The organism is Nocardioides sp. GXQ0305 (genome assembly GCF_050880345.1).
Taxonomy (GTDB): domain Bacteria; phylum Actinomycetota; class Actinomycetes; order Propionibacteriales; family Nocardioidaceae; genus Nocardioides.
Map to the genome: position 1 here is coordinate 166,330 of NZ_JBNYXG010000005.1, position 17,182 is coordinate 183,511.

The 17,182-nt window shown below is 73.7% G+C and carries 21 protein-coding genes; 13 read left to right on the forward strand and 8 right to left on the reverse strand.

Annotated features, from left to right (window positions below):
* Window positions 1-70: 70 nt before the first annotated feature.
* Window positions 71-1,144 carry a trans-sulfuration enzyme family protein gene (locus ACQ1X7_RS14520; RefSeq protein WP_432478927.1) on the reverse strand — a complete coding sequence of 358 codons (1,074 nt, stop codon included), beginning with the start codon at window positions 1,142-1,144 and terminating at the stop codon, window positions 71-73.
* A 33-nt stretch (window positions 1,145-1,177) separates the two neighbouring features.
* Between ACQ1X7_RS14520 and ACQ1X7_RS14525 the strand changes: the two genes are divergently transcribed.
* Entirely contained in the window at window positions 1,178-2,296 is a 1,119-nt protein-coding gene (locus ACQ1X7_RS14525; RefSeq protein WP_432478928.1) for a D-alanine--D-alanine ligase family protein, read from the forward strand.
* A gap of 4 nt (window positions 2,297-2,300) precedes the next feature.
* On the opposite strand, the gene ACQ1X7_RS14530 is transcribed toward ACQ1X7_RS14525, so the two are convergent.
* Genes ACQ1X7_RS14530 through ACQ1X7_RS14540 form a run of 3 tightly spaced genes read right to left on the reverse strand, consistent with a single transcriptional unit; the run spans window position 2,301 to window position 3,365 of the window.
* Entirely contained in the window at window positions 2,301-2,582 is a 282-nt protein-coding gene (locus tag ACQ1X7_RS14530) for a hypothetical protein (protein ID WP_432478929.1), read from the reverse strand.
* A gap of 22 nt (window positions 2,583-2,604) precedes the next feature.
* Window positions 2,605-3,075, reverse strand: coding sequence for a DUF3515 domain-containing protein (locus ACQ1X7_RS14535; RefSeq protein ID WP_432478930.1), 471 nt, complete (start codon window positions 3,073-3,075; stop codon window positions 2,605-2,607).
* 53 nt (window positions 3,076-3,128) lie between these two features.
* Complete coding sequence (locus ACQ1X7_RS14540) at window positions 3,129-3,365, reverse strand: Lrp/AsnC family transcriptional regulator (protein WP_135080071.1); 237 nt, start codon at window positions 3,363-3,365, stop codon at window positions 3,129-3,131.
* Between the two features lie 115 nt (window positions 3,366-3,480).
* Between ACQ1X7_RS14540 and ACQ1X7_RS14545 the strand changes: the two genes are divergently transcribed.
* A complete protein-coding gene (locus tag ACQ1X7_RS14545) occupies window positions 3,481-4,431 on the forward strand; it encodes a thiamine-phosphate kinase (RefSeq protein ID WP_432478931.1) in 951 nt (316 codons plus the stop codon).
* A gap of 195 nt (window positions 4,432-4,626) precedes the next feature.
* On the opposite strand, the gene rpmB is transcribed toward ACQ1X7_RS14545, so the two are convergent.
* Window positions 4,627-4,812, reverse strand: coding sequence for a 50S ribosomal protein L28 (gene rpmB / locus ACQ1X7_RS14550; protein WP_432478932.1), 186 nt, complete (start codon window positions 4,810-4,812; stop codon window positions 4,627-4,629).
* Window positions 4,813-4,990: 178 nt separating this feature from the next.
* Between rpmB and ACQ1X7_RS14555 the strand changes: the two genes are divergently transcribed.
* The 11 genes from ACQ1X7_RS14555 to ACQ1X7_RS14605 all read left to right on the forward strand — a co-directional run bounded on the left by ACQ1X7_RS14555 (window position 4,991) and on the right by ACQ1X7_RS14605 (window position 15,428).
* The gene (locus tag ACQ1X7_RS14555) at window positions 4,991-6,625 is read left to right on the forward strand and encodes a DAK2 domain-containing protein (RefSeq protein WP_432478933.1); all 1,635 of its coding nucleotides are present in this window, start codon (window positions 4,991-4,993) and stop codon (window positions 6,623-6,625) included.
* Window positions 6,622-8,847, forward strand: a complete 2,226-nt coding sequence (locus ACQ1X7_RS14560) for an ATP-dependent DNA helicase RecG (protein ID WP_432478934.1) — start codon at window positions 6,622-6,624, stop codon at window positions 8,845-8,847. The genes ACQ1X7_RS14555 and ACQ1X7_RS14560 overlap by 4 nt, the downstream gene beginning before the upstream one ends.
* 91 nt (window positions 8,848-8,938) lie before the next feature.
* Window positions 8,939-9,529, forward strand: a complete 591-nt coding sequence (rsmD, locus tag ACQ1X7_RS14565) for a 16S rRNA (guanine(966)-N(2))-methyltransferase RsmD (RefSeq protein WP_432478935.1) — start codon at window positions 8,939-8,941, stop codon at window positions 9,527-9,529.
* Between the two features lie 17 nt (window positions 9,530-9,546).
* Window positions 9,547-10,050 carry a pantetheine-phosphate adenylyltransferase gene (gene coaD / locus ACQ1X7_RS14570; protein ID WP_432478936.1) on the forward strand — a complete coding sequence of 168 codons (504 nt, stop codon included), beginning with the start codon at window positions 9,547-9,549 and terminating at the stop codon, window positions 10,048-10,050.
* Window positions 10,051-10,131: 81 nt separating this feature from the next.
* Complete coding sequence (locus ACQ1X7_RS14575) at window positions 10,132-10,686, forward strand: YceD family protein (protein WP_432479075.1); 555 nt, start codon at window positions 10,132-10,134, stop codon at window positions 10,684-10,686.
* Window positions 10,687-10,754: 68 nt separating this feature from the next.
* The gene (rpmF, locus tag ACQ1X7_RS14580) at window positions 10,755-10,940 is read left to right on the forward strand and encodes a 50S ribosomal protein L32 (RefSeq protein ID WP_432478937.1); all 186 of its coding nucleotides are present in this window, start codon (window positions 10,755-10,757) and stop codon (window positions 10,938-10,940) included.
* A 19-nt stretch (window positions 10,941-10,959) separates the two neighbouring features.
* Window positions 10,960-11,673, forward strand: coding sequence for a ribonuclease III (gene rnc / locus ACQ1X7_RS14585; protein WP_432478938.1), 714 nt, complete (start codon window positions 10,960-10,962; stop codon window positions 11,671-11,673).
* An 8-nt stretch (window positions 11,674-11,681) separates the two neighbouring features.
* Window positions 11,682-12,536, forward strand: a complete 855-nt coding sequence (gene mutM / locus ACQ1X7_RS14590; protein WP_432478939.1) for a bifunctional DNA-formamidopyrimidine glycosylase/DNA-(apurinic or apyrimidinic site) lyase — start codon at window positions 11,682-11,684, stop codon at window positions 12,534-12,536.
* A 211-nt stretch (window positions 12,537-12,747) separates the two neighbouring features.
* The gene (locus ACQ1X7_RS14595) at window positions 12,748-12,945 is read left to right on the forward strand and encodes a hypothetical protein (RefSeq protein ID WP_432478940.1); all 198 of its coding nucleotides are present in this window, start codon (window positions 12,748-12,750) and stop codon (window positions 12,943-12,945) included.
* A 117-nt stretch (window positions 12,946-13,062) separates the two neighbouring features.
* The gene (gene pip, locus ACQ1X7_RS14600; RefSeq protein ID WP_432478941.1) at window positions 13,063-14,010 is read left to right on the forward strand and encodes a prolyl aminopeptidase; all 948 of its coding nucleotides are present in this window, start codon (window positions 13,063-13,065) and stop codon (window positions 14,008-14,010) included.
* A gap of 32 nt (window positions 14,011-14,042) precedes the next feature.
* A complete protein-coding gene (locus ACQ1X7_RS14605; RefSeq protein WP_432478942.1) occupies window positions 14,043-15,428 on the forward strand; it encodes an FAD-binding oxidoreductase in 1,386 nt (461 codons plus the stop codon).
* Window positions 15,429-15,436: 8 nt separating this feature from the next.
* Here ACQ1X7_RS14605 and ACQ1X7_RS14610 read toward each other — a convergent pair whose 3' ends face one another.
* From ACQ1X7_RS14610 to ACQ1X7_RS14620, 3 genes are read right to left on the reverse strand one after another with little or no spacing between them, the layout of a single operon-like run.
* Window positions 15,437-15,820, reverse strand: a complete 384-nt coding sequence (locus tag ACQ1X7_RS14610) for a VOC family protein (RefSeq protein ID WP_432478943.1) — start codon at window positions 15,818-15,820, stop codon at window positions 15,437-15,439.
* Window positions 15,820-16,221: a VOC family protein gene (locus ACQ1X7_RS14615; RefSeq protein WP_432478944.1), complete on the reverse strand. Its 402-nt coding sequence runs from the start codon at window positions 16,219-16,221 to the stop codon at window positions 15,820-15,822. The genes ACQ1X7_RS14610 and ACQ1X7_RS14615 overlap by 1 nt, the downstream gene beginning before the upstream one ends.
* Before the next feature lie 57 nt (window positions 16,222-16,278).
* Window positions 16,279-17,085 (reverse strand): helix-turn-helix domain-containing protein, encoded by an 807-nt coding sequence (locus tag ACQ1X7_RS14620; RefSeq protein ID WP_432478945.1) that lies wholly within the window; start codon window positions 17,083-17,085, stop codon window positions 16,279-16,281.
* Window positions 17,086-17,182: the final 97 nt, after the last annotated feature.

Consider the following 17,182-nt stretch of genomic DNA (forward strand, 5'->3'; position numbering starts at 1 on the left):
CTGAGGGACGAAGCCGCGACGGAGCGTGTCGAAACCGGGTGAGACGAACGCCAGCAATGCGTAGGGGCGGTCAGCCCACGCACCCGTCCAGCGCCCGCCGCAGGTCGTCCCAGAGGTCCTCGACGTCCTCGATGCCGACGCTCATCCGGACCAGGCCCTCGGGGATGGTCGCGGCCTCGGTCTTCCAGCGGCGTCGTCGCTCGAACGTCGACTCGACACCGCCGAGCGAGGTGGCGTGCACCCAGAGGCTGGTCTTGCGGGTCAGCAGGTCGGCCGCCATCGCCCCTTGCGCGAGCACGATCGCCACGATCGCGCCGAAGCCGGGATAGCGGACCTCGCCCACGGCCGGGTGCTCCCCGAGGCGGCGGACGAGCTCCTGGGCGTTGGCCTGGGCCCGCTCGACCCGGAGGTGCAGGGTGCGCAGGCCTCGCAGGGCGAGCCAGGCCTCGAGCGAGCCCGGGATCGCGCCGATCAGGTCGCGGCGGTTCTTGAGGACGCCGAGCAGCTCCGGATCGCGCGTCACCACCGCGCCGAGCAGCACGTCGGCGTGGCCGGACAGGAACTTGGTCGCCGAGTGCACGACCAGGTCGGCGTCGAGGTCGAGCGGGCGCTGCAGCAGGGGGGTGGCGAAGGTGTTGTCGACGACGACGTACGCCCCGGCGTCGTGCGCGGCCCGGGTGATCGTCTCGAGGTCGGCGACCTCGAGCGCCGGGTTGGTCGGCGACTCGAGCCAGACCAGGGCGGCGTCCGCGCAGGCCGCGACCACCGCGTCGGTGTCGGTGACGTCCACCAGCCGGGCCCGGAGCCGACCCCGCGCCTCGAGGTCGGCGAGCTGCATGATGCTGCCGTTGTAGGCGTGGCGCGGCGCGACGACGGTCGCGTCCTGGCCGACCAGGTCGAGGACGGTCGACACCGCCGCCAGGCCCGACGCGAAGGCCAGGCACGAGCCACCCTCCAGCTCGCCGAGGGCCGCCTCGAAGGCGGCCCACGTCGGGTTGCCGTAGCGGCCGTACTCGAGGTCGCCCCCCGCGACGTACGTCGAGGCCATGGTCAGCGGCTCGTTGAGCGGCCGGTCCGGCTCGTGCGGGGGTCGCCCGGCCGTGACGGCGATCGTGCTCGGCTTCAGCGGGGAGTCGTCGGGCATGCCCGCCACAGTAGGCGGCTAGGGTCGTCCGCGATGAGCCAGTCCAGCCGCAAGCCCCGGGTCGCTGTCGTCTTCGGGGGCCGCTCCAGCGAGCACGCCATCTCCTGCGTCACGGCCGGGAGCGTGCTCCGCGCCATCGACCGGGACCGCTACGAGGTGGTGCCGGTCGGCATCGCCACCGACGGCCGGTGGGTGCTCGAGGCCGACGACCCGCAGCGGCTGCAGATCAACGGGCGCGAGCTGCCGGAGGTCGACGGCGACCGGGCCGCGCTGATGCTGGCCCGCGAGGCCGAGACCACCGACCTGGTCGTGCACGAGTCGTCGCAGCCGCCACGGACCCTGGGCGAGGTCGACGTCGTCTTCCCCCTGCTCCACGGCCCGTGGGGCGAGGACGGGACGCTGCAGGGGATGCTCGAGATGAGTGGGGTCCGCTACGTCGGCGCGGGCGTGCTGGCCTCGGCGGTGAGCATGGACAAGGCGTACATGAAGATCGTGCTGCGCGACGCCGGGCTGCCGGTCATGCCGTCGGTGACGGTGACCCGTCGCGCGTGGGAGGCCGACCCGCAGGGCTGCCGCGAGCGGGCGGCGGAGCTCGGCTACCCGCTGTTCGTGAAGCCGGCCCGCGGGGGCTCCTCGATCGGCATCTCCAAGGCGCACGAGCCCTCCGAGCTCGACGACTCCCTCGAGGAGGCGTTCCGTCACGACAGCAAGGCGCTGGTCGAGGTGTCGGCCGAGGGCGGCCGCGAGGTCGAGTGCGGCGTGCTGCAGGCCCTCGACGGGACCGCCGAGACGAGCGTGCCCGCCGAGATCCGGATCGGCGGTGACCACGAGTTCTACGACTTCGCGGCGAAGTACCTCCCCGAGGAGTTCACCGAGCTCGACGTCCCCGCCGACCTGCCCGACCGGACCGCGACCCTGCTGCGGCAGTACGCCGCCCGCGCGTTCGAGGCAGTCGGGTGCGAGGGCCTGGCCCGCGTCGACTTCTTCGTCATGCCCGACGGCTCGCTGGTGCTCAACGAGATCAACACCATGCCGGGGTTCACGCCCACCTCGATGTACCCGCGGATGTGGGCCGCCACGGGCGTCGACTACCCCGCCCTCGTCGACCGGCTGCTGCAGCTCGCGCTCACCCGCGACACCGGCCTGCGCTGAACCTTCAGGCGCCGTCGAAGCCGCTCAGCAGCAGGAAGAACACCAGCACCCCGACCAGGCCGGCGGCGACGCCGTACGCCGCCCCGAGGGCGACCCTGCGGCCCGTCGTACCACGAACGAAGCCGGGCAGGACCGCGCCGACGATCCCGCCCAGGACGGCGACCGAGGCGAGCTGGGCCGGCAGGATCCAGTTCTCGGTGCCCTGGCCGTCCAGGACCGAGGCGGCGAGCGAGAGGCTCACGACCCCGGCCGCCAGGAGCAGCGCCCAGCCGACGACCTTGGTCACGGGCGTCAGGCTAGCGCCCTCGTCACCGGCACGGGGTGACCTCGTCCAGCTGCTCGGCCACGACCGTGCCGATCGCGCCGGACACGTTGGTGAAGCCGTCGGGGCGGTAGTCGCCGGGGAGGAACACCTCCACCCGGGGCCGGAAGCCGACCGCGGTCATGGTGACGTCCAGCGATTGGTCGTCGGACTCCAGGACCGCGTCGGGGACGTACCACCCGGTCCCGTTCGCCTCGATGCAGGTCGCCGTGTCGGTGAAGTCGGAGGGCTGCGGGACTCCGCACCGCAGCACGATCGCCGGGTCCCCCCACGCGGCGGCCCGGCCGTCGGCGCCGGTGATCTCGCGCCGGTCCTGGCCGTCGACCTCGTCGGGCAGCGCCGCGACCAGGTCGCGGCACGCGGCGGCCTCGTCGTCCGGCAGGTCGGGCACCTGCACGGCGAGCGGGTCGGCCCCGCAGCCCGCCAGCAGCAGCGGGGCCAGGAGGGCGCACAACACGGCGCCCCGGGAGCCGACGAGGTTCCCGGGGCGCGCGCAGGCCGACCGGCGGATCAGATGTGCACCACCGGGCAGGTGAGCGTGCGGGTGATCCCGTCGAGGTTCTGCACCTTCGACACGACCAGCTTGCCGAGCTCGTCGACGTTGCGCGCCTCGGCGCGGACGATGACGTCGTAGGGCCCGGTGACGTCCTCGGCCAGCGTGACGCCCTTGACCTGCGCGATCTCGCGGGCCACCTCGGCGGCCTTGCCGACGTCGGTCTGGATCAGGATGTAGGCCTGGACGACCATCGGGACTCCTCATCTGCTGCGGGGGCGCTGACCGGGTCAACCTATCGTGCGCCCGACACGCGCCGGTAGGCCACGTCCGTGGTGCCCGCCGCGCGCCGTCTGGTGGGATGGAGGCATGGCCCTCCCTCCCGACGCGACCGTGGCCGACGTGGGTGAGTTCGCGCTCATCGAGCAGCTGGCGGGGGTCTTCGAGCAGGGTGACCAGGTCCTGGTCGGGCCCGGCGACGACGCCGCCGTGCTGCGGGTCCGCAACGGCCACGTCGTCGTGTCCACCGACCTGATGGTCGAGGGACGGCACTTCCGGCGCGAGTGGGCCTCGGCCGACGACGTCGGGCACCGGGCCGCGGCGCAGAACCTCTCCGACGTCAACGCCATGGGCGGTCGGGCCACCTCGCTGACCGTCGGGCTGGCGGCGCCGGGCGACCTCCCCGCCCAGTGGGCGCTCGACTTCGCCCGGGGGTTCGCCGACGAGTGCGCGCTCGTCGGCGCCTCCGTCGTCGGGGGCGACCTGACCCGCAGCGACCAGGTGGTGGTGGCGGTGACCGTGATCGGCGGCTGCACGGTCGCGCCCGTGCTGCGCAGCGGGGCGTCACCGGGCGACGTCCTCGCCCTCTGCGGCCGGCAGGGCTGGGCGGCCGGTGGGCTCGCGGTGCTCGGTCGGGGCTTCCGCTCGCCGCGGGTGCTGGTGGAGGCCTACCGGCGTCCGGAGCCGCCGTACGACGCGGGCGCGGTGGCGGCCGAGGCGGGCGCGACGTCGATGATCGACATCTCCGACGGGCTGCTGGCCGAGGCCCGGCACCTCGCCGAGGCGTCGGGAGTCGCGGTCGACGTACGACGGGACGCCTTCGAGGTGCCCGAGCCCCTGGTGGCCGTGGGCTCGGCGCTCGGCGCCGACCCGCTCGGCTTCATCCTCGGCGGTGGTGACGACCACGCACTGCTCGCGACGTTCCCGGACCAGGGCTCGGTCCCGGAGGGCTGGCTGGCCGTCGGCACCGTGGCGGAGGGCAGCGGCGTCACCGTCGACGGCGACGACTACGACGGCCCGACCGGCTGGACCCACTTCTGAGGAACCAGCCCTTGGCGACCCGTCACTCGTGCAGGTCCAGAAGGGGGTGAGCCGTCACCTCGGCAGGTTCGGGGCTGCACAACTGACGGCTCGAGCGATTCTCGACCTGCACACCTGACGGCTCGGCGGGGGTCCGGAAATGACGAAGGCCGCCACCCCGGTCGGGTGACGGCCTCGTGGTGAGCCGGGCTCGGGTCAGCGGGTGACCTTACCGGCCTTCAGGCAGCTGGTGCAGACGTTGAGACGCTTCGGGGCGCCGTTGACCTTGGCGCGGACCCGCTGGATGTTGGGGTCGAAGCGACGCTTCGTGATCTTGCGCGACCACGGACGGTTGTTGCCGAAGCCGGGCTTCTTGGCGCAGATGTCACAGACGGCGGCCACCGGATGCTCCTGGATGAGTCGAGATCAAAGTCTGGTCGGCCCGACGAAGCGGGCAACCGGGAGAGCGTATCCGATGGGCGCGCGGACGAGCGAATCGTCGGGACGGCCGACTACGGTAGGGCGGCATCGCAGAGCCCGCCTCCGCCTCGGAGGTCCCTGAGCACCACGAGACAAGGACATGTTGGCACCCACCGGCGGCACCTTCACGCTGGAGACGGTCACGCGCTTCGTCGACGTCGCCGCCGACGACCTGGCCGCGGCGCGCGAGGAGATCGACGCCCTCAACGTGTTCCCGGTCCCCGACGGCGACACCGGCACCAACATGTTCCTCACCGTCTCGGCGGCCCGCGACGCGCTGCGCAACGCGGGTGACGACCTCGGTGACGGCCTGCCCGCCCTGGCCCGGGGCGCCCTGCTCGGTGCCCGCGGCAACTCCGGTGTCATCCTCAGCCAGATGCTCGGGGCGCTCGCCGGGCGGATCGCCCGGGCCGCGCCCGAGGAGCGCACCGCCCGCGTCGTCGCCGACGCGTTGCGCGAGGCCACCGACGCCAGCTACGCCGCCGTCGGGGAGCCCGTCGAGGGGACCATCCTCACCGTCGCCCGGGCAGCGGCCGACGCCGCTCGGGACGCCGCCCGACCCGCCGACGCCCGCGCCCGCGACGTGCTCGCCGCCGCGGCGGCGGCCGCTCGCGAGGCCCTGGCCCGGACCCCCGAGCAGCTCCCCGCGCTGCGCGACGCCGGCGTCGTCGACGCCGGTGGCCGCGGCCTGTGCGTGGTCCTCGACGCCGCCGAGACGGTGCTCACCGGCCGCCGGCCGCCGCCCGGCCCCGTCCCCGCTCGCGGCCACTCCATCCCGGTCCCGGTCGACCCTGCCGACCACCCGCTGACGGCCGAAGGCCCGGCGTACGAGGTGATGTACCTCCTCGACGCCGCCGACGACCGGGTGCCCGACCTGCGCCGGGCGCTGGCTCCGCTCGGCGACTCCCTGGTCGTGGTGGGGGGAGGTGGGCTCTGGAACGTCCACGTCCACACCGACGACGTGGGCGCGGCGATCGAGGCCGGGATCCGGGCGGGGCGACCCCACCGGGTGCAGGTGACCCACTTCGCCGAGCAGCTCGCGGCCCACCGTCGGCGGGCCGAGGCGCGCAGCGGACGGGGCGTCGTCGCGGTCGCGGCCGGCCCCGGGCTGGCCGCGCTGTTCGCCGAGGCCGGCGCCGAGGTCGTCGAGGGCGGCCCCGGACGACGACCCAGCACCCAGCAGGTGCTCGACGCGATCCTCGCGACGCGCGCCGGGGAGGTGATCGTGCTGCCCAACGACGGTGACTCGGTGGCGGTGGCCGAGGTCGCCGCCCGTACGGCCGAGGTCGATGCCGGGATCCGGGTGACCGTGATCCCGACCCGGGCCCAGGTCCAGGGGCTCGCCGCGCTCGCGGTCCACGAGCCGGGCCGCACCTTCGACCACGACGTCCTCGAGATGACCGCGACCGCCCGGCACGCCCGCGACGGCGCGGTGACCGTGGCGGCCCGCCGGGCGATCACGATGGCCGGCCCCTGCCAGCCGGGCGACGTCCTGGGCGTGGTCGCGGGCGACTTCGCGGTCGTCGGCGACGACCTCGCGACGGTCGCGGTCGAGGTGCTCGACCGGCTGCTGGCCGGTGGCGGTGAGCTGGTCACCGTGGTCCGCGGAGCCGACGGGCCGGCCGACCTCGCCGAGCGGTGCGCGGCCTGGGTCGAGGAGCACCATCCCCACGTCGACGTCGTGCTCTACGACGGCGGGCAGGAGCGCTACCCGGTGCTGGTGGCGGTCGAGTGATCAGCGTCGACAGCCCGGTGGCCAGTGTCTTCGGGAAGTCCCACCAGAAGCGCAAGCTCGTCCACGACGGCCTGGGCCTGGAGTCGGTCGGTGACCTGCTGTTCCACTTCCCGCGGCGCTACGTGAAGACCAACGAGCTGAGCGCGGTCGCCGAGCCGGTCGAGGGGGAGTCGCTGTCGGTGGTCGGCCGGATCACGGCCAGCGAGGTCAAGACCTTCCGGGACCGCCGCACCCGCCGGCTCAGCTACCGGGTCGAGGTCCGGATCACCACCGACGGGCCCGACTTCTCCATGTCCTTCTTCACCCCCCACCAGGGCCAGGCCGAGAAGGAGGCCGCCCGGATGGGCGTCGGCCGCTTCGGCATGTTCACCGGCAAGGCCAAGCGGTTCGGCCGGACGTGGCAGATCGCCCAACCCCACTCGGTCGTGTTCGACGCCGACGTGGCCGACGACGACGGCGGCCTCGCGGCCAGCCTGCGGGGGCTGCTGCCGGTCTACCCGGTGACCGCCAGGCTCTACTCCTGGGACGTCCAGAAGGTGGTGCAGACCGCGCTCGACCTGGTCGAGGAGGTGCCCGACCTCCTCCCCGACGACGTACGCCGCGACCAGGGGCTGCTCGACGTGATGACCGCGCTGCGGTGGATCCACGGCCCCGACGACTTCGAGCAGGTCGGAGCGGCGCAGAAGCGGTTCCGCTTCGAGGAGGCGCTGGTCACCCAGCTGGTGCTCGCGCGCCGCCGCGCCGAGCAGCGTGCCCAGGGCGCACGCGCCCGCACCGGCGGCGGCGGGCTCCTCGCCGCGTTCGACGCCCGGCTGCCCTTCGAGCTCACCCGCGGGCAGCGCGAGGTGGGGGAGCAGGTCGAGGCCGACCTCGCGCGCGACCACCCGATGCACCGGCTGCTGCAGGGCGAGGTCGGGTCCGGCAAGACCCTGGTGGCGCTGCGCGCGATGCTCCGGGTCGTCGACAGCGGGGGACAGGCGGCGCTGCTCGCCCCCACCGAGGTGCTGGCCCAGCAGCACTACCGCTCGATCGGCGCGATGCTCGGTGACCTGGCCGGCGGCGGGATGCTCGGCGGGGCGGCCGAGGCCACAGGTCTGGCCCTGCTGACCGGGTCGCTGACCAGGGCCCAGCGCCAGGAGGCGCTGCTGCGCGCCACCACCGGAGAGGCCGGCATCGTCATCGGCACCCACGCCCTCCTCGAAGGAGGCGTCGAGTTCGCCGACCTCGGTCTGGTCGTGGTCGACGAACAGCACCGCTTCGGCGTCGAGCAACGGGCTGCCCTCACCGACAAGGCCGGCACGCCGCCCCACGTCCTGGTCATGACGGCGACCCCCATCCCGCGGACGGTCGCCATGACGGTGTTCGGCGATCTCGAGGTGTCGGTGCTCTCCGAGCTCCCCGCCGGCCGGGCCACGATCCAGACCACGGTGGTGCCGCTCGCCGAGCAGCCCCACTGGGTCGACCGGGTGTGGGAGCGCGTCCGCGAGGAGGTCGCGGCCGGCCACCAGGCGTACGTCGTGTGCCCCCGGATCAGCGGCGACGTCCAGGAGCAGGGGGAGACCGACCAGCTCGACCTCGACGACGACGGCAACCCGGTGCCGGCGAAGGCCGCGCTGACCGCGGTCACCGAGCTGGTCGAGGAGCTCTCGTCCGGCCCGCTGGCCGGGCTGCGGGTGGCCGAGCTGCACGGCCGGATGGCCCCCGACGACAAGGACCGCACCATGCGGTCCTTCGCTGCCGGGGACGTCGACGTGCTGGTCTCGACGACCGTGGTCGAGGTCGGGGTCGACGTCGCCAACGCCACCACGATGGTGCTCATGGACGCCGACCGGTTCGGCGTCTCCCAGCTCCACCAGCTGCGCGGACGGGTCGGTCGGGGCGGGCTCCCGGGCCTGTGCCTGCTCGTGAGCCGCGCCGAGGCGGGCTCCCAGGCGCGGGAGCGCCTCGACGCGGTGGCGGCCACCACCGACGGCTTCGAGCTCAGCCGGGTCGACCTCGAGCAGCGACGCGAGGGCGACGTCCTCGGTGCGTCCCAGAGCGGTTACCGGTCCAGCCTGCGGACACTCCGGGTGCTCCGCGACGAGAAGACGATCGTCGCGGCGCGTGAGGCGGCCGAGGCGCTGCTGGCCGCCGACCCCGGGCTCTCGGGAGCGCCGGGACTCGCCGCAGCGGTGGCGGACCTGGAGCGTTCGGGGCACTCTGACTTCATGGAGAAGGCATGAGCGCCCCACGACGTGGCGGCCTTCCCCGCACCGCCCCGCCGGCCCGAGACCGGTGGGGACCACGTGACACCGGCTCGGGAGCTGATGGGCAGTGACCAGGATCATCGGCGGCCACGCCGGCGGCCGGAGGCTCCAGACCCAGCGGGGATCCCACACCCGGCCGAGCAGCGACCGGGTGCGCGAGGCGCTGTTCTCCACCATCGAGTCGTGGTGCGGGTCGTTGAGCGGGCTGCGGTTCCTCGACCTGTACGCCGGGTCCGGGGCCGTCGGCCTCGAGGCCTGGTCGCGCGGCGCCGGCGTGGTCACCCTGGTCGAGCAGGACCGGCGAGCGTCCGCGCTGATCCGCGACAACGCCCGTGCCGTCGGCTTCCGCACCCCCCAGGTGCTCACCGCCAGCGTCGCCCTCACCCTGCGGCGTCCACCGGCCGCGCCGTACGACCTCGCGTTCCTCGACCCGCCCTACCCCCTCGACACCGACTCGGTCGACTCCGACCTGCAGGCGCTGGCCGACCACGGCTGGTTGGTGCCTGGTGCGTTGGTGGCCGTGGAGCGGTCGTCTCGCAGCACGGCGCCCAGCTTTCCGACGGGGTTCTCGGAGCTCCGTGAGAAGCAGTACGGCGAGACCACCCTCTGGTACGGTCACGCCGCCTCGTCCAGCGACGCCGCCGCGGCGGCGGACTGACCCGACCGGAGGAAGCCGTGCGTCGTGCCGTGTGCCCCGGGTCGTTCGACCCCGTCACCCACGGACACCTCGACATCGTCGGCCGGGCCGCGCAGCTCTTCGACGAGGTCGTCGTCGCGGTGGGGGTCAACTCCTCCAAGAAGCGGCTGTTCACCCCCGAGGAGCGGATGGCGATGCTCGAACGGGCGTGCCGGCCGTGGGACAACGTCCGGGTCGACTCCTTCGGGGGCCTGCTCACCGACTTCTGCCGCGACCACGACGTCCAGGCCATCGTCAAGGGGCTGCGCGCCGTCAGCGACTTCGACTACGAGCTGCAGATGGCCCAGATGAACGCCTCCCTGACCGACGTCGAGACGGTCTTCGTCCCGACCAGCCCCGAGTGGTCCTTCCTCGCCTCGAGCCTGGTCAAGGAGGTCGCGTCCTTCGGAGGCGACGTCTCGGGCCTCGTGCCCGACTTCGTCCACGAGGCGCTGTCGGCGCGTCTCGGCGAGCGCGACGGACAGACCGGGCCCGGCCCGTGACAGCGCGCGTTTTGCAGGGGCTCCATCCCCACGGTTACGCTGAACCCCAAGTTCTGTCGTGCCCGGAACCGGAGTGACCCCCTGACAAGCCTGGACCCGAGAGCGCCGCTCGTGCTCGACACCCGCGAGCTCGGCCGCCGCCCGGGGTCCCAGCGTCAGGTGGCCGTTCAGGTGCCGGCTCCGTCAGAGCTGGGCATCGAAGTCCTGCACGTCCCCGAGGGCTCGCCGGTCGACCTCGACCTGCGGCTCGAGGCGGTCATGGAGGGGGTGCTGGTCACGGGCGTCGCCACGGCGGCGCTCGAGGGCGAGTGCGTACGGTGCCTGGAACCGATCGACGACGAGCTCGACGTGCAGTTCCAGGACCTCTACGTCTACGACGACCACGCCTCCGACGATGACGGCGAGCAGGACGACGAGGTCCGCAGGCTCGAGGGCGACCTGGTCGACCTCGAGCCACTGCTGCGGGACGCGGTGGTGCTCGCACTGCCGTTCCAGCCGCTGTGCGAGGACGACTGTCCGGGGTTGTGCGCCGAGTGTGGTGCACGGCTGGCGGACGACCCCGGCCACGCGCACGAGGCGCCGATCGACCCGCGGTGGGCGGGTCTCGCGGAGCTGAAGACCGAGCACGACGAGTGAGACCCGGCCGGGGCCCCGGCCGGGAAGATCCGGGCCGGAACGCCGGCCGAAGGCAAGAGGAGAACGAAGTGGCTGTCCCGAAGCGGAAGATGTCGCGCAGCAACACGCGTCACCGTCGCTCGCAGTGGAAGGCCGTCGCGCCGACCCTGGTGACCTGCGCCAACCCCGCCTGTGGTGCCAAGCACCTCCCGCACCGTGCCTGCGGCGAGTGCGGCCAGTACGGCGCCCGCGCCGCCCGTCGTCAGGTCCTCTGAGTCAACGGCGCCCGCCGGGGTGACCAACTACGCGGACCTGCGCGCGGCGCTCGGGGACCCCGTCCTGGACCCCGAGCTGCTGGAGCGCGCCCTCACGCACCGCTCCTACGCCTACGAGAACGGCGGCCTGCCGACCAATGAGCGCCTGGAGTTCCTCGGTGACTCCGTCCTCGGCGTGGTCGTCACCGAGACCCTCTACCGCATCCACCCCGACCTCTCGGAGGGCCGGCTGGCCAAGCTGCGGGCCGCCGTCGTCAACGCGCGAGCCCTCGCCGAGGTGGGTCGCGGCATCGGACTGGGCGAGCACATCAAGCTCGGCCGCGGGGAGCAGTCGACCGGCGGCCGCAACAAGGCCTCGATCCTCTCCGACACCGTCGAGGCCGTGCTCGGCGCCGTCCACCTGTCCGGGGGCTTCGAGGTCTCCGCGCCGGTGGTCCACCACCTCTTCGACCCCCTGATCGCGGCCGCGTCGTCGCTCGGCGCCGGCCTCGACTGGAAGACCTCCCTGCAGGAGCTGTCCGCCGAGCACGGCCTCGGCGTCCCCGAGTACCTCATCGAGGACGAGGGCCCCGACCACGCCAAGACGTTCACCGCCCGGGTCCGGGTCGGTGAGGGCGTCTACGGGAACGGCGTCGGCCGCTCGAAGAAGGAGGCCGAGCAGGCCGCCGCCGAGACGGCGTACGGCGAGATCGTGGAGCGCGTCGGCGCCGAGCCGGCCTCCCCGCAGACCTAGGCCCGGCGGTGCCAGAGCTCCCCGAGGTCGAGGTCGTCCGCCGCGGCCTCGAACGGTACGTCGTCGGCGCCACGATCACCTCCGTCTCGGTGCTGCACCCCCGGCCGGTGCGGCGCGACCCGCGCGGACCGGAGGGCTTCGCCACGGCGCTCACCGGTCGGACGGTGACCGCCGCCCGCCGCCGCGGCAAGTACTTCTGGCTGCCCCTCGACGGAGGTGACGCGCTGCTCGGTCACCTCGGGATGAGCGGTCAGATGCTCGTGCAACCGCCCGAGGCGCCGGCCGAGCGGCACCTGCGGGTCCGGTTCGGGCTCGACCGCGACACCGAGCTCCGCTTCGTCGACCAGCGGATGTTCGGCGGGCTGCTCTACTCGGCCGGCGGGGCCGACCTCCCGCCCGAGATCGCCCACATCGCCCGCGACCCGCTCGACCCCGCGCTCGACGACGACGAGCTGGTGCGCCGGGTGCGCCGACGGGCGGCCGGCGTGAAGCGGCTGCTGCTGGACCAGGGCCTGGTGTCGGGCGTCGGGAACATCTACGCCGACGAGGCCCTCTGGCGCGCGCGCCTCCACGGGGAGCGTCCCGGCGACCGGCTCTCGGCCGCGCAGGTCCGGCTCCTGCTCGCCGAGGCGCGGGCGGTGATGGGGGCCGCGCTCGACCAGGGCGGCACGTCCTTCGACTCCCTCTACGTCGACGTGAACGGCTCCTCGGGCTACTTCGACCGGTCGCTGCACGTGTACGGGCGGGAAGGGGAGCCGTGCCACCGGTGCGGCACGCCCGTACGACGGGTCGCGTTCATGAACCGGTCGTCGTACTTCTGCCCGCGCTGCCAGCCGGCTCCGCGGCGGCGAAGCTTGCGCTAGGCGCGCCTCTCACGGGGTTTCGAGACGCGTCGGTCGTTCCCTCGCTGCGCTCGGGTCCGAGCCGACGCTCCTCAACCTCCTCGCTGCTCCGACGGCCCGTCGCTCCGCTCCGGCCCGTCGCGCTCGGAGCGCTTGCACCCGCGGGCTCGGAGTGAGACTCTTGAAGACAGCCCACATCCCGGGCTCTCCTCCTTTCCCGGAAGGCTCCTCCATGGCCAAGGCGCTGATCGGTCACCTCCACAGCGACCCTCGGACCACCGCTCGTCTCGCAGCCGACAACGCCAGGCTGCGCGCCCGGGTGGCCGATCTCGAAGCACTCACCACCCGACTCAAGCGCGACAACGACGCGCTCGTCGCCGCTCGTGCCGACGAGCTCCTCGAGCGGGAGTCTGACCTGCAGCCTGCCTGACGGCACCCGCCGTGGCAGCACCGTGCCCCCCCGCGAGGGCCGCTCGTCGGGTCCGGCATGTGCGCCCTGCTCGCCACGGCCGGAGTGCGGGGTGACGTGACGGCTACGGTTCGGGGTATGCCGTACGACGTGGGTGACCCCGTTGACACGGGCATGCTCTCGACCGGCGACGGCCACGAGATCTACTGGGAGGTCTGCGGCAATCCGGAGGGCAAGCCTGCGGTCGTGCTCCACGGGGGACCGGGGTCGGGGGCGACGCCGTCCTGGCGGCGGTACCTCGATCCCGATCGCTACCGCACGTTGCTGTTCGACCAGCGAGGCTGCGGCCGCAGCCGTCCCCATGCTGGTGAGGACCTGGCCGGCCTCGACCACAACACGACCGGCCACCTGGTCGGCGACCTCGAGGCACTCCGCACGATGCTCGGCATCGACCGGTGGCTGTTGTTCGGTGCGTCGTGGGGTTCCACGCTCGCCTTGTCATACGCCGTGCGGCATCCCGAGCGGATCTCCGGGATGGTGCTGTGGGCGGTGGTGCTGACCCGGTCCCGTGACGTTCATTGGGCCACCCACGGCATGGGCGATGTCTACCCCGAGGAGTTCGACCAGCTGCTTTCCGTCGTGCCGGGGCTGGAGCCCGGGGGCAATGTCCCGCTGGCCGTCAACGCACTGCTGCGCTCGGAAGATCCGGAGGTCCAGGACCGGGCAGCCCGCGCCTGGTGCGCCTGGGAGGAGCGCATCGCCACCCTGAGCGGGCCGGTTGTCCCGGACCCACGCTTCGACGACCCGAGGTTCCGGCTCGGCTTCGCCCGGCTGGTCACCCACTACTGGGGACATCACGCCTTCCAACCCGACGAGGCGATCACCGGCCGCCTCGACCGCGTCGCCGACCTGCCGGCCTACCTGCTTCGCGGCCGCCTGGACATCGCCTCACCGCTGCGCGCCGCCCACGAGGTGGCGCGGCGGCTGCCGCGGGCCACCCTCGACGTCGTCGAGACCGATGCCCACGGCGCCGGCGACGACACCCGGACGCGGCTGATCGCAGCCTTGGACCGGTGTGCGGGGTGATTCGCGCTGACGGCGATGGTTCGATGGGGGACATGGCCCCCCACGACGGACCCTCCACCGCCCCCCTCGACGAGCTCGTCGACGCCCTCCCCGAGGGCGTGGTCGTCACCGACCCCGAGCGGATCGAGAAGTACCGCTGGGACCGCTCGCAGGACCCCGACACCGGCACCCCCGCGGCCGTGGTGCGCGCCCAGGACGCCGCCCAGGTGCAGGCCGCGGTCCGGTGGGCCGCCTCCCACCGGGTGCCCGTCGTCCCCCGCGGCGCCGGCAGCGGGCTGTCCGGCGGCTCCAGCGCGGTCGACGGCGGCATCGTGATCAGCCTGGAGCGGATGGACGCCGTCGAGATCGACCCGACCTGCCAGGTTGCCGTCGTCGAGCCGGGCGCGTTCAACAAGGACGTCAAGGCCGCCGCGGCCGAGCACGGGCTGTGGTACCCGCCCGACCCGTCGTCGTACGAGTTCTGCTCGATCGGCGGCAACGTCGCCACCAACGCCGGTGGCCTGTGCTGCGTGAAGTACGGCGTCACCACCGACTACGTGCTCGGGCTCGACGTCGTGCTGGCCGACGGCAGCCTGGTCACCCTCGGCGGCAAGCGGATCAAGGACGTCGCCGGGCTGCCGCTGCTCAAGCTGTTCGTGGGCAGCGAGGGCACGCTCGGCATCGTCACCCGTGCGACGCTGCGGCTGGTCCCCGCCCAGCCCGACCGTTCCACGCTGGTGGCGACCTTCACGACGCCGACGGTCGCCGCGGAGGCCGTGGTCGCGATCCGCTCCGGCCTGCGGCCCTCGATGCTCGAGCTGATGGACCAGCCCTCGATCAAGGCGGTGGAGCAGAGCCGGTCGATGGGTCTCGACACCGACGCCGGGGCGATGCTCGTCGCCCAGAGCGACGCCCCCGGCAGCTCACGCAGCGAGGAGATCGCGCTGATGGAGAAGGCGTGCCACGAGCAGGGCGCCACCGAGGTCTTCGTCACCGACGACCCCGACGAGGGCGAGATGTTCGTGCAGGCGCGGCGGCTGGTCATCCCGGCGGTCGAGGAGATGGGTGCCCTGATGCTCGAGGACGTCGGTGTCCCGGTGCCGCGGCTGCCCGAGCTGATCGAGGCGGTGGCGGAGGTGGCCCGCGAGCAGGACCTGCTGATCCCGGTCATCGCCCACGCCGGCGACGGGAACACCCATCCGCTGATCGTGGTGCCGCGCGACGACGACGCCGCCCATCTCCGGGCGCTGCAGGCCTTCGAGGACATCATGCAGGCCGCGATCCGGCTCGACGGCACCATCACCGGCGAGCACGGGGTCGGCCGCACCAAGAAGTCGGCCCTGCCGGAGCAGGTGGGCGAGGACGTGATGGCGCTCAACAAGCGGGTGAAGGACGCGCTGGACCCCGACGGCATCCTCAACCCCGGCGCCATCCTCTGAGCCCGCGGCTACTCCTGGCCGAGGAACCAGCGGTGGCCGAACGGGTCACGGAAGACGGCCACCCGGCCTGCCGGCCCGGCGTCCTCCGGTCCGCGGTCGAGCCCGACGCCTGCGGCGACGACCCGGGCGGCGGCGTCGTCGCAGTCGGCCACGGCGAGGTGCAGCGTGACCGCCGCGCCCCGGTCGCGGTCGGGTGGCTCCACGCCGATCTCCGGGAACGGGTCGCTCATCATCCACCGGCTGCCGTCCACCGCGAGCTCCACGTGGCCCACGGCGCCGTCGTCCATCACGATCGGCTCGACGACGACGCTCGCGCCGAGCGCCTCGGCGTACCACGCGATCGCCGCCTGCGCGTCGGGCACGCACAGGTACGGCGTCAGCCCGCCGGCCATCACTCGCCCCCGTAGGAGCCGAAGCTCCACTGGTTGCCCTCGGCGTCGCGGACGGCGCACGTCCGACCGCCGTAGTCGGGGTTCTCCGGCGCGCGGATCGAGGTCGCGCCGGCGGCGACGGCCGCCGCGTGCACCTCGTCGACGCGCTCGTCGGACTCCACGACGCAGTAGCACTGGCCGTGTCCCGCCGAACGGGCCCAGCCCGTGTCGGGGTCCTCGTCCCGCGTCACCGACCCGAACATCACGCCGCCGGTGTCGCGCCAGTCGTACTGGGCGTGCACGACGGCCCCGGATTCGTCACGGAAGCAGGCGGCCTCGGTGAACCCGACCGCGCGCAGGAACGCGATGGCGCGGTCGACGTCCTCGAACTGCAGGGAGTGGAACAGGGTGCGTTGGCTCATGGGTCCAGCGTGGCGTACGGGGCGGGCCCCGTCTTGGACGAATGGGCGCTCCGGCGGTCAGCCGTCGGGGTGCTCGACGTGGTACGCGGACGCGCGCAGCTGGGTCGGGGTGCGCCCGGCGAGGGCGGACCACTCCCGCGACAGGTGAGCCTGGTCGGCGTACCCGCCGTCGTGGGCTGCCTCGGCGAGGTCGGCCCCACCGGCCACCAGCCGGCGGGCGTGGTCGAAGCGGGTGATCCGCGCCGCCTCCTTGGGCGTGACGCCGAGCTCGCTCCGGAACCCGGACAGCAGCCGCCGCCGGCTCCAGCCGACCCGCTCGGCCAGCGCGGCGACGCGCAGGGTCCCCCGCCCGGCCACGGTCAGCCGCCACGCCTCGGCGACCTCGGGCCGCACCCGGTGGACGTCACCGGCGCCGCGGCCGACGAGGGCGAGCAGGTGGCCCTCGAGGAGGTCGAACCTGGCCTCCCAGCCGACCGCCGTCGCCAGCGCCGAGTGCAGGTCCGCCGGTACGCCGAGGGGGAGGTCGTCGTGGCTGGCCAGCGCGCCGCCGAGGGCCCCCGCGGGCAGCCCGAGGAGGACCCGGGAGCCGAGCGGGGTGAGGGCCAGCTGCACGCCGTGCTGCCACCCGTGTGTGGTGATTCGGGCGGGTGCGGCGTGCAGTCCGGACGCGCAGGTCCAGAACCGGCCGCTGCTGGCCGGGTCGGCGAGCCAGCCGACGTCCAGCGGCTCGTCGAAGGCCAGCACCACCGTGACGGTGGGGGACGGCAGGCCGTGGTGCACCGCCCGCGGGTCGACCGCCTCTCGGTAGCCGACCATCGAGGCGACGTAGGGCCGCAGCGCGGCGTGCGGACGCCGGGTGTGCACGTGACCACCCTAGGACCGCCACGCACCCGCCTCCCGCGTCCCGGGCGCGGCCGCAGGTAGGGTGAGCCGCGGCTTGCGCTTCCCCCTGTGCCAGCAG

Coding starts and splice junctions, on each gene's coding strand:
- ACQ1X7_RS14520 (WP_432478927.1), bottom strand. CDS start 1,144: ATGCCCGACGACTCCCCGCTGAAGCCGAGCACGATCGCCGTCACGGCC.
- ACQ1X7_RS14525 (WP_432478928.1), top strand. CDS start 1,178: ATGAGCCAGTCCAGCCGCAAGCCCCGGGTCGCTGTCGTCTTCGGGGGC.
- ACQ1X7_RS14540 (WP_135080071.1), bottom strand. CDS start 3,365: ATGGTCGTCCAGGCCTACATCCTGATCCAGACCGACGTCGGCAAGGCC.
- ACQ1X7_RS14545 (WP_432478931.1), top strand. CDS start 3,481: ATGGCCCTCCCTCCCGACGCGACCGTGGCCGACGTGGGTGAGTTCGCG.
- ACQ1X7_RS14555 (WP_432478933.1), top strand. CDS start 4,991: ATGTTGGCACCCACCGGCGGCACCTTCACGCTGGAGACGGTCACGCGC.
- ACQ1X7_RS14595 (WP_432478940.1), top strand. CDS start 12,748: ATGGCCAAGGCGCTGATCGGTCACCTCCACAGCGACCCTCGGACCACC.
- pip (WP_432478941.1), top strand. CDS start 13,063: ATGCCGTACGACGTGGGTGACCCCGTTGACACGGGCATGCTCTCGACC.
- ACQ1X7_RS14605 (WP_432478942.1), top strand. CDS start 14,043: ATGGCCCCCCACGACGGACCCTCCACCGCCCCCCTCGACGAGCTCGTC.
- ACQ1X7_RS14610 (WP_432478943.1), bottom strand. CDS start 15,820: ATGGCCGGCGGGCTGACGCCGTACCTGTGCGTGCCCGACGCGCAGGCG.
- ACQ1X7_RS14615 (WP_432478944.1), bottom strand. CDS start 16,221: ATGAGCCAACGCACCCTGTTCCACTCCCTGCAGTTCGAGGACGTCGAC.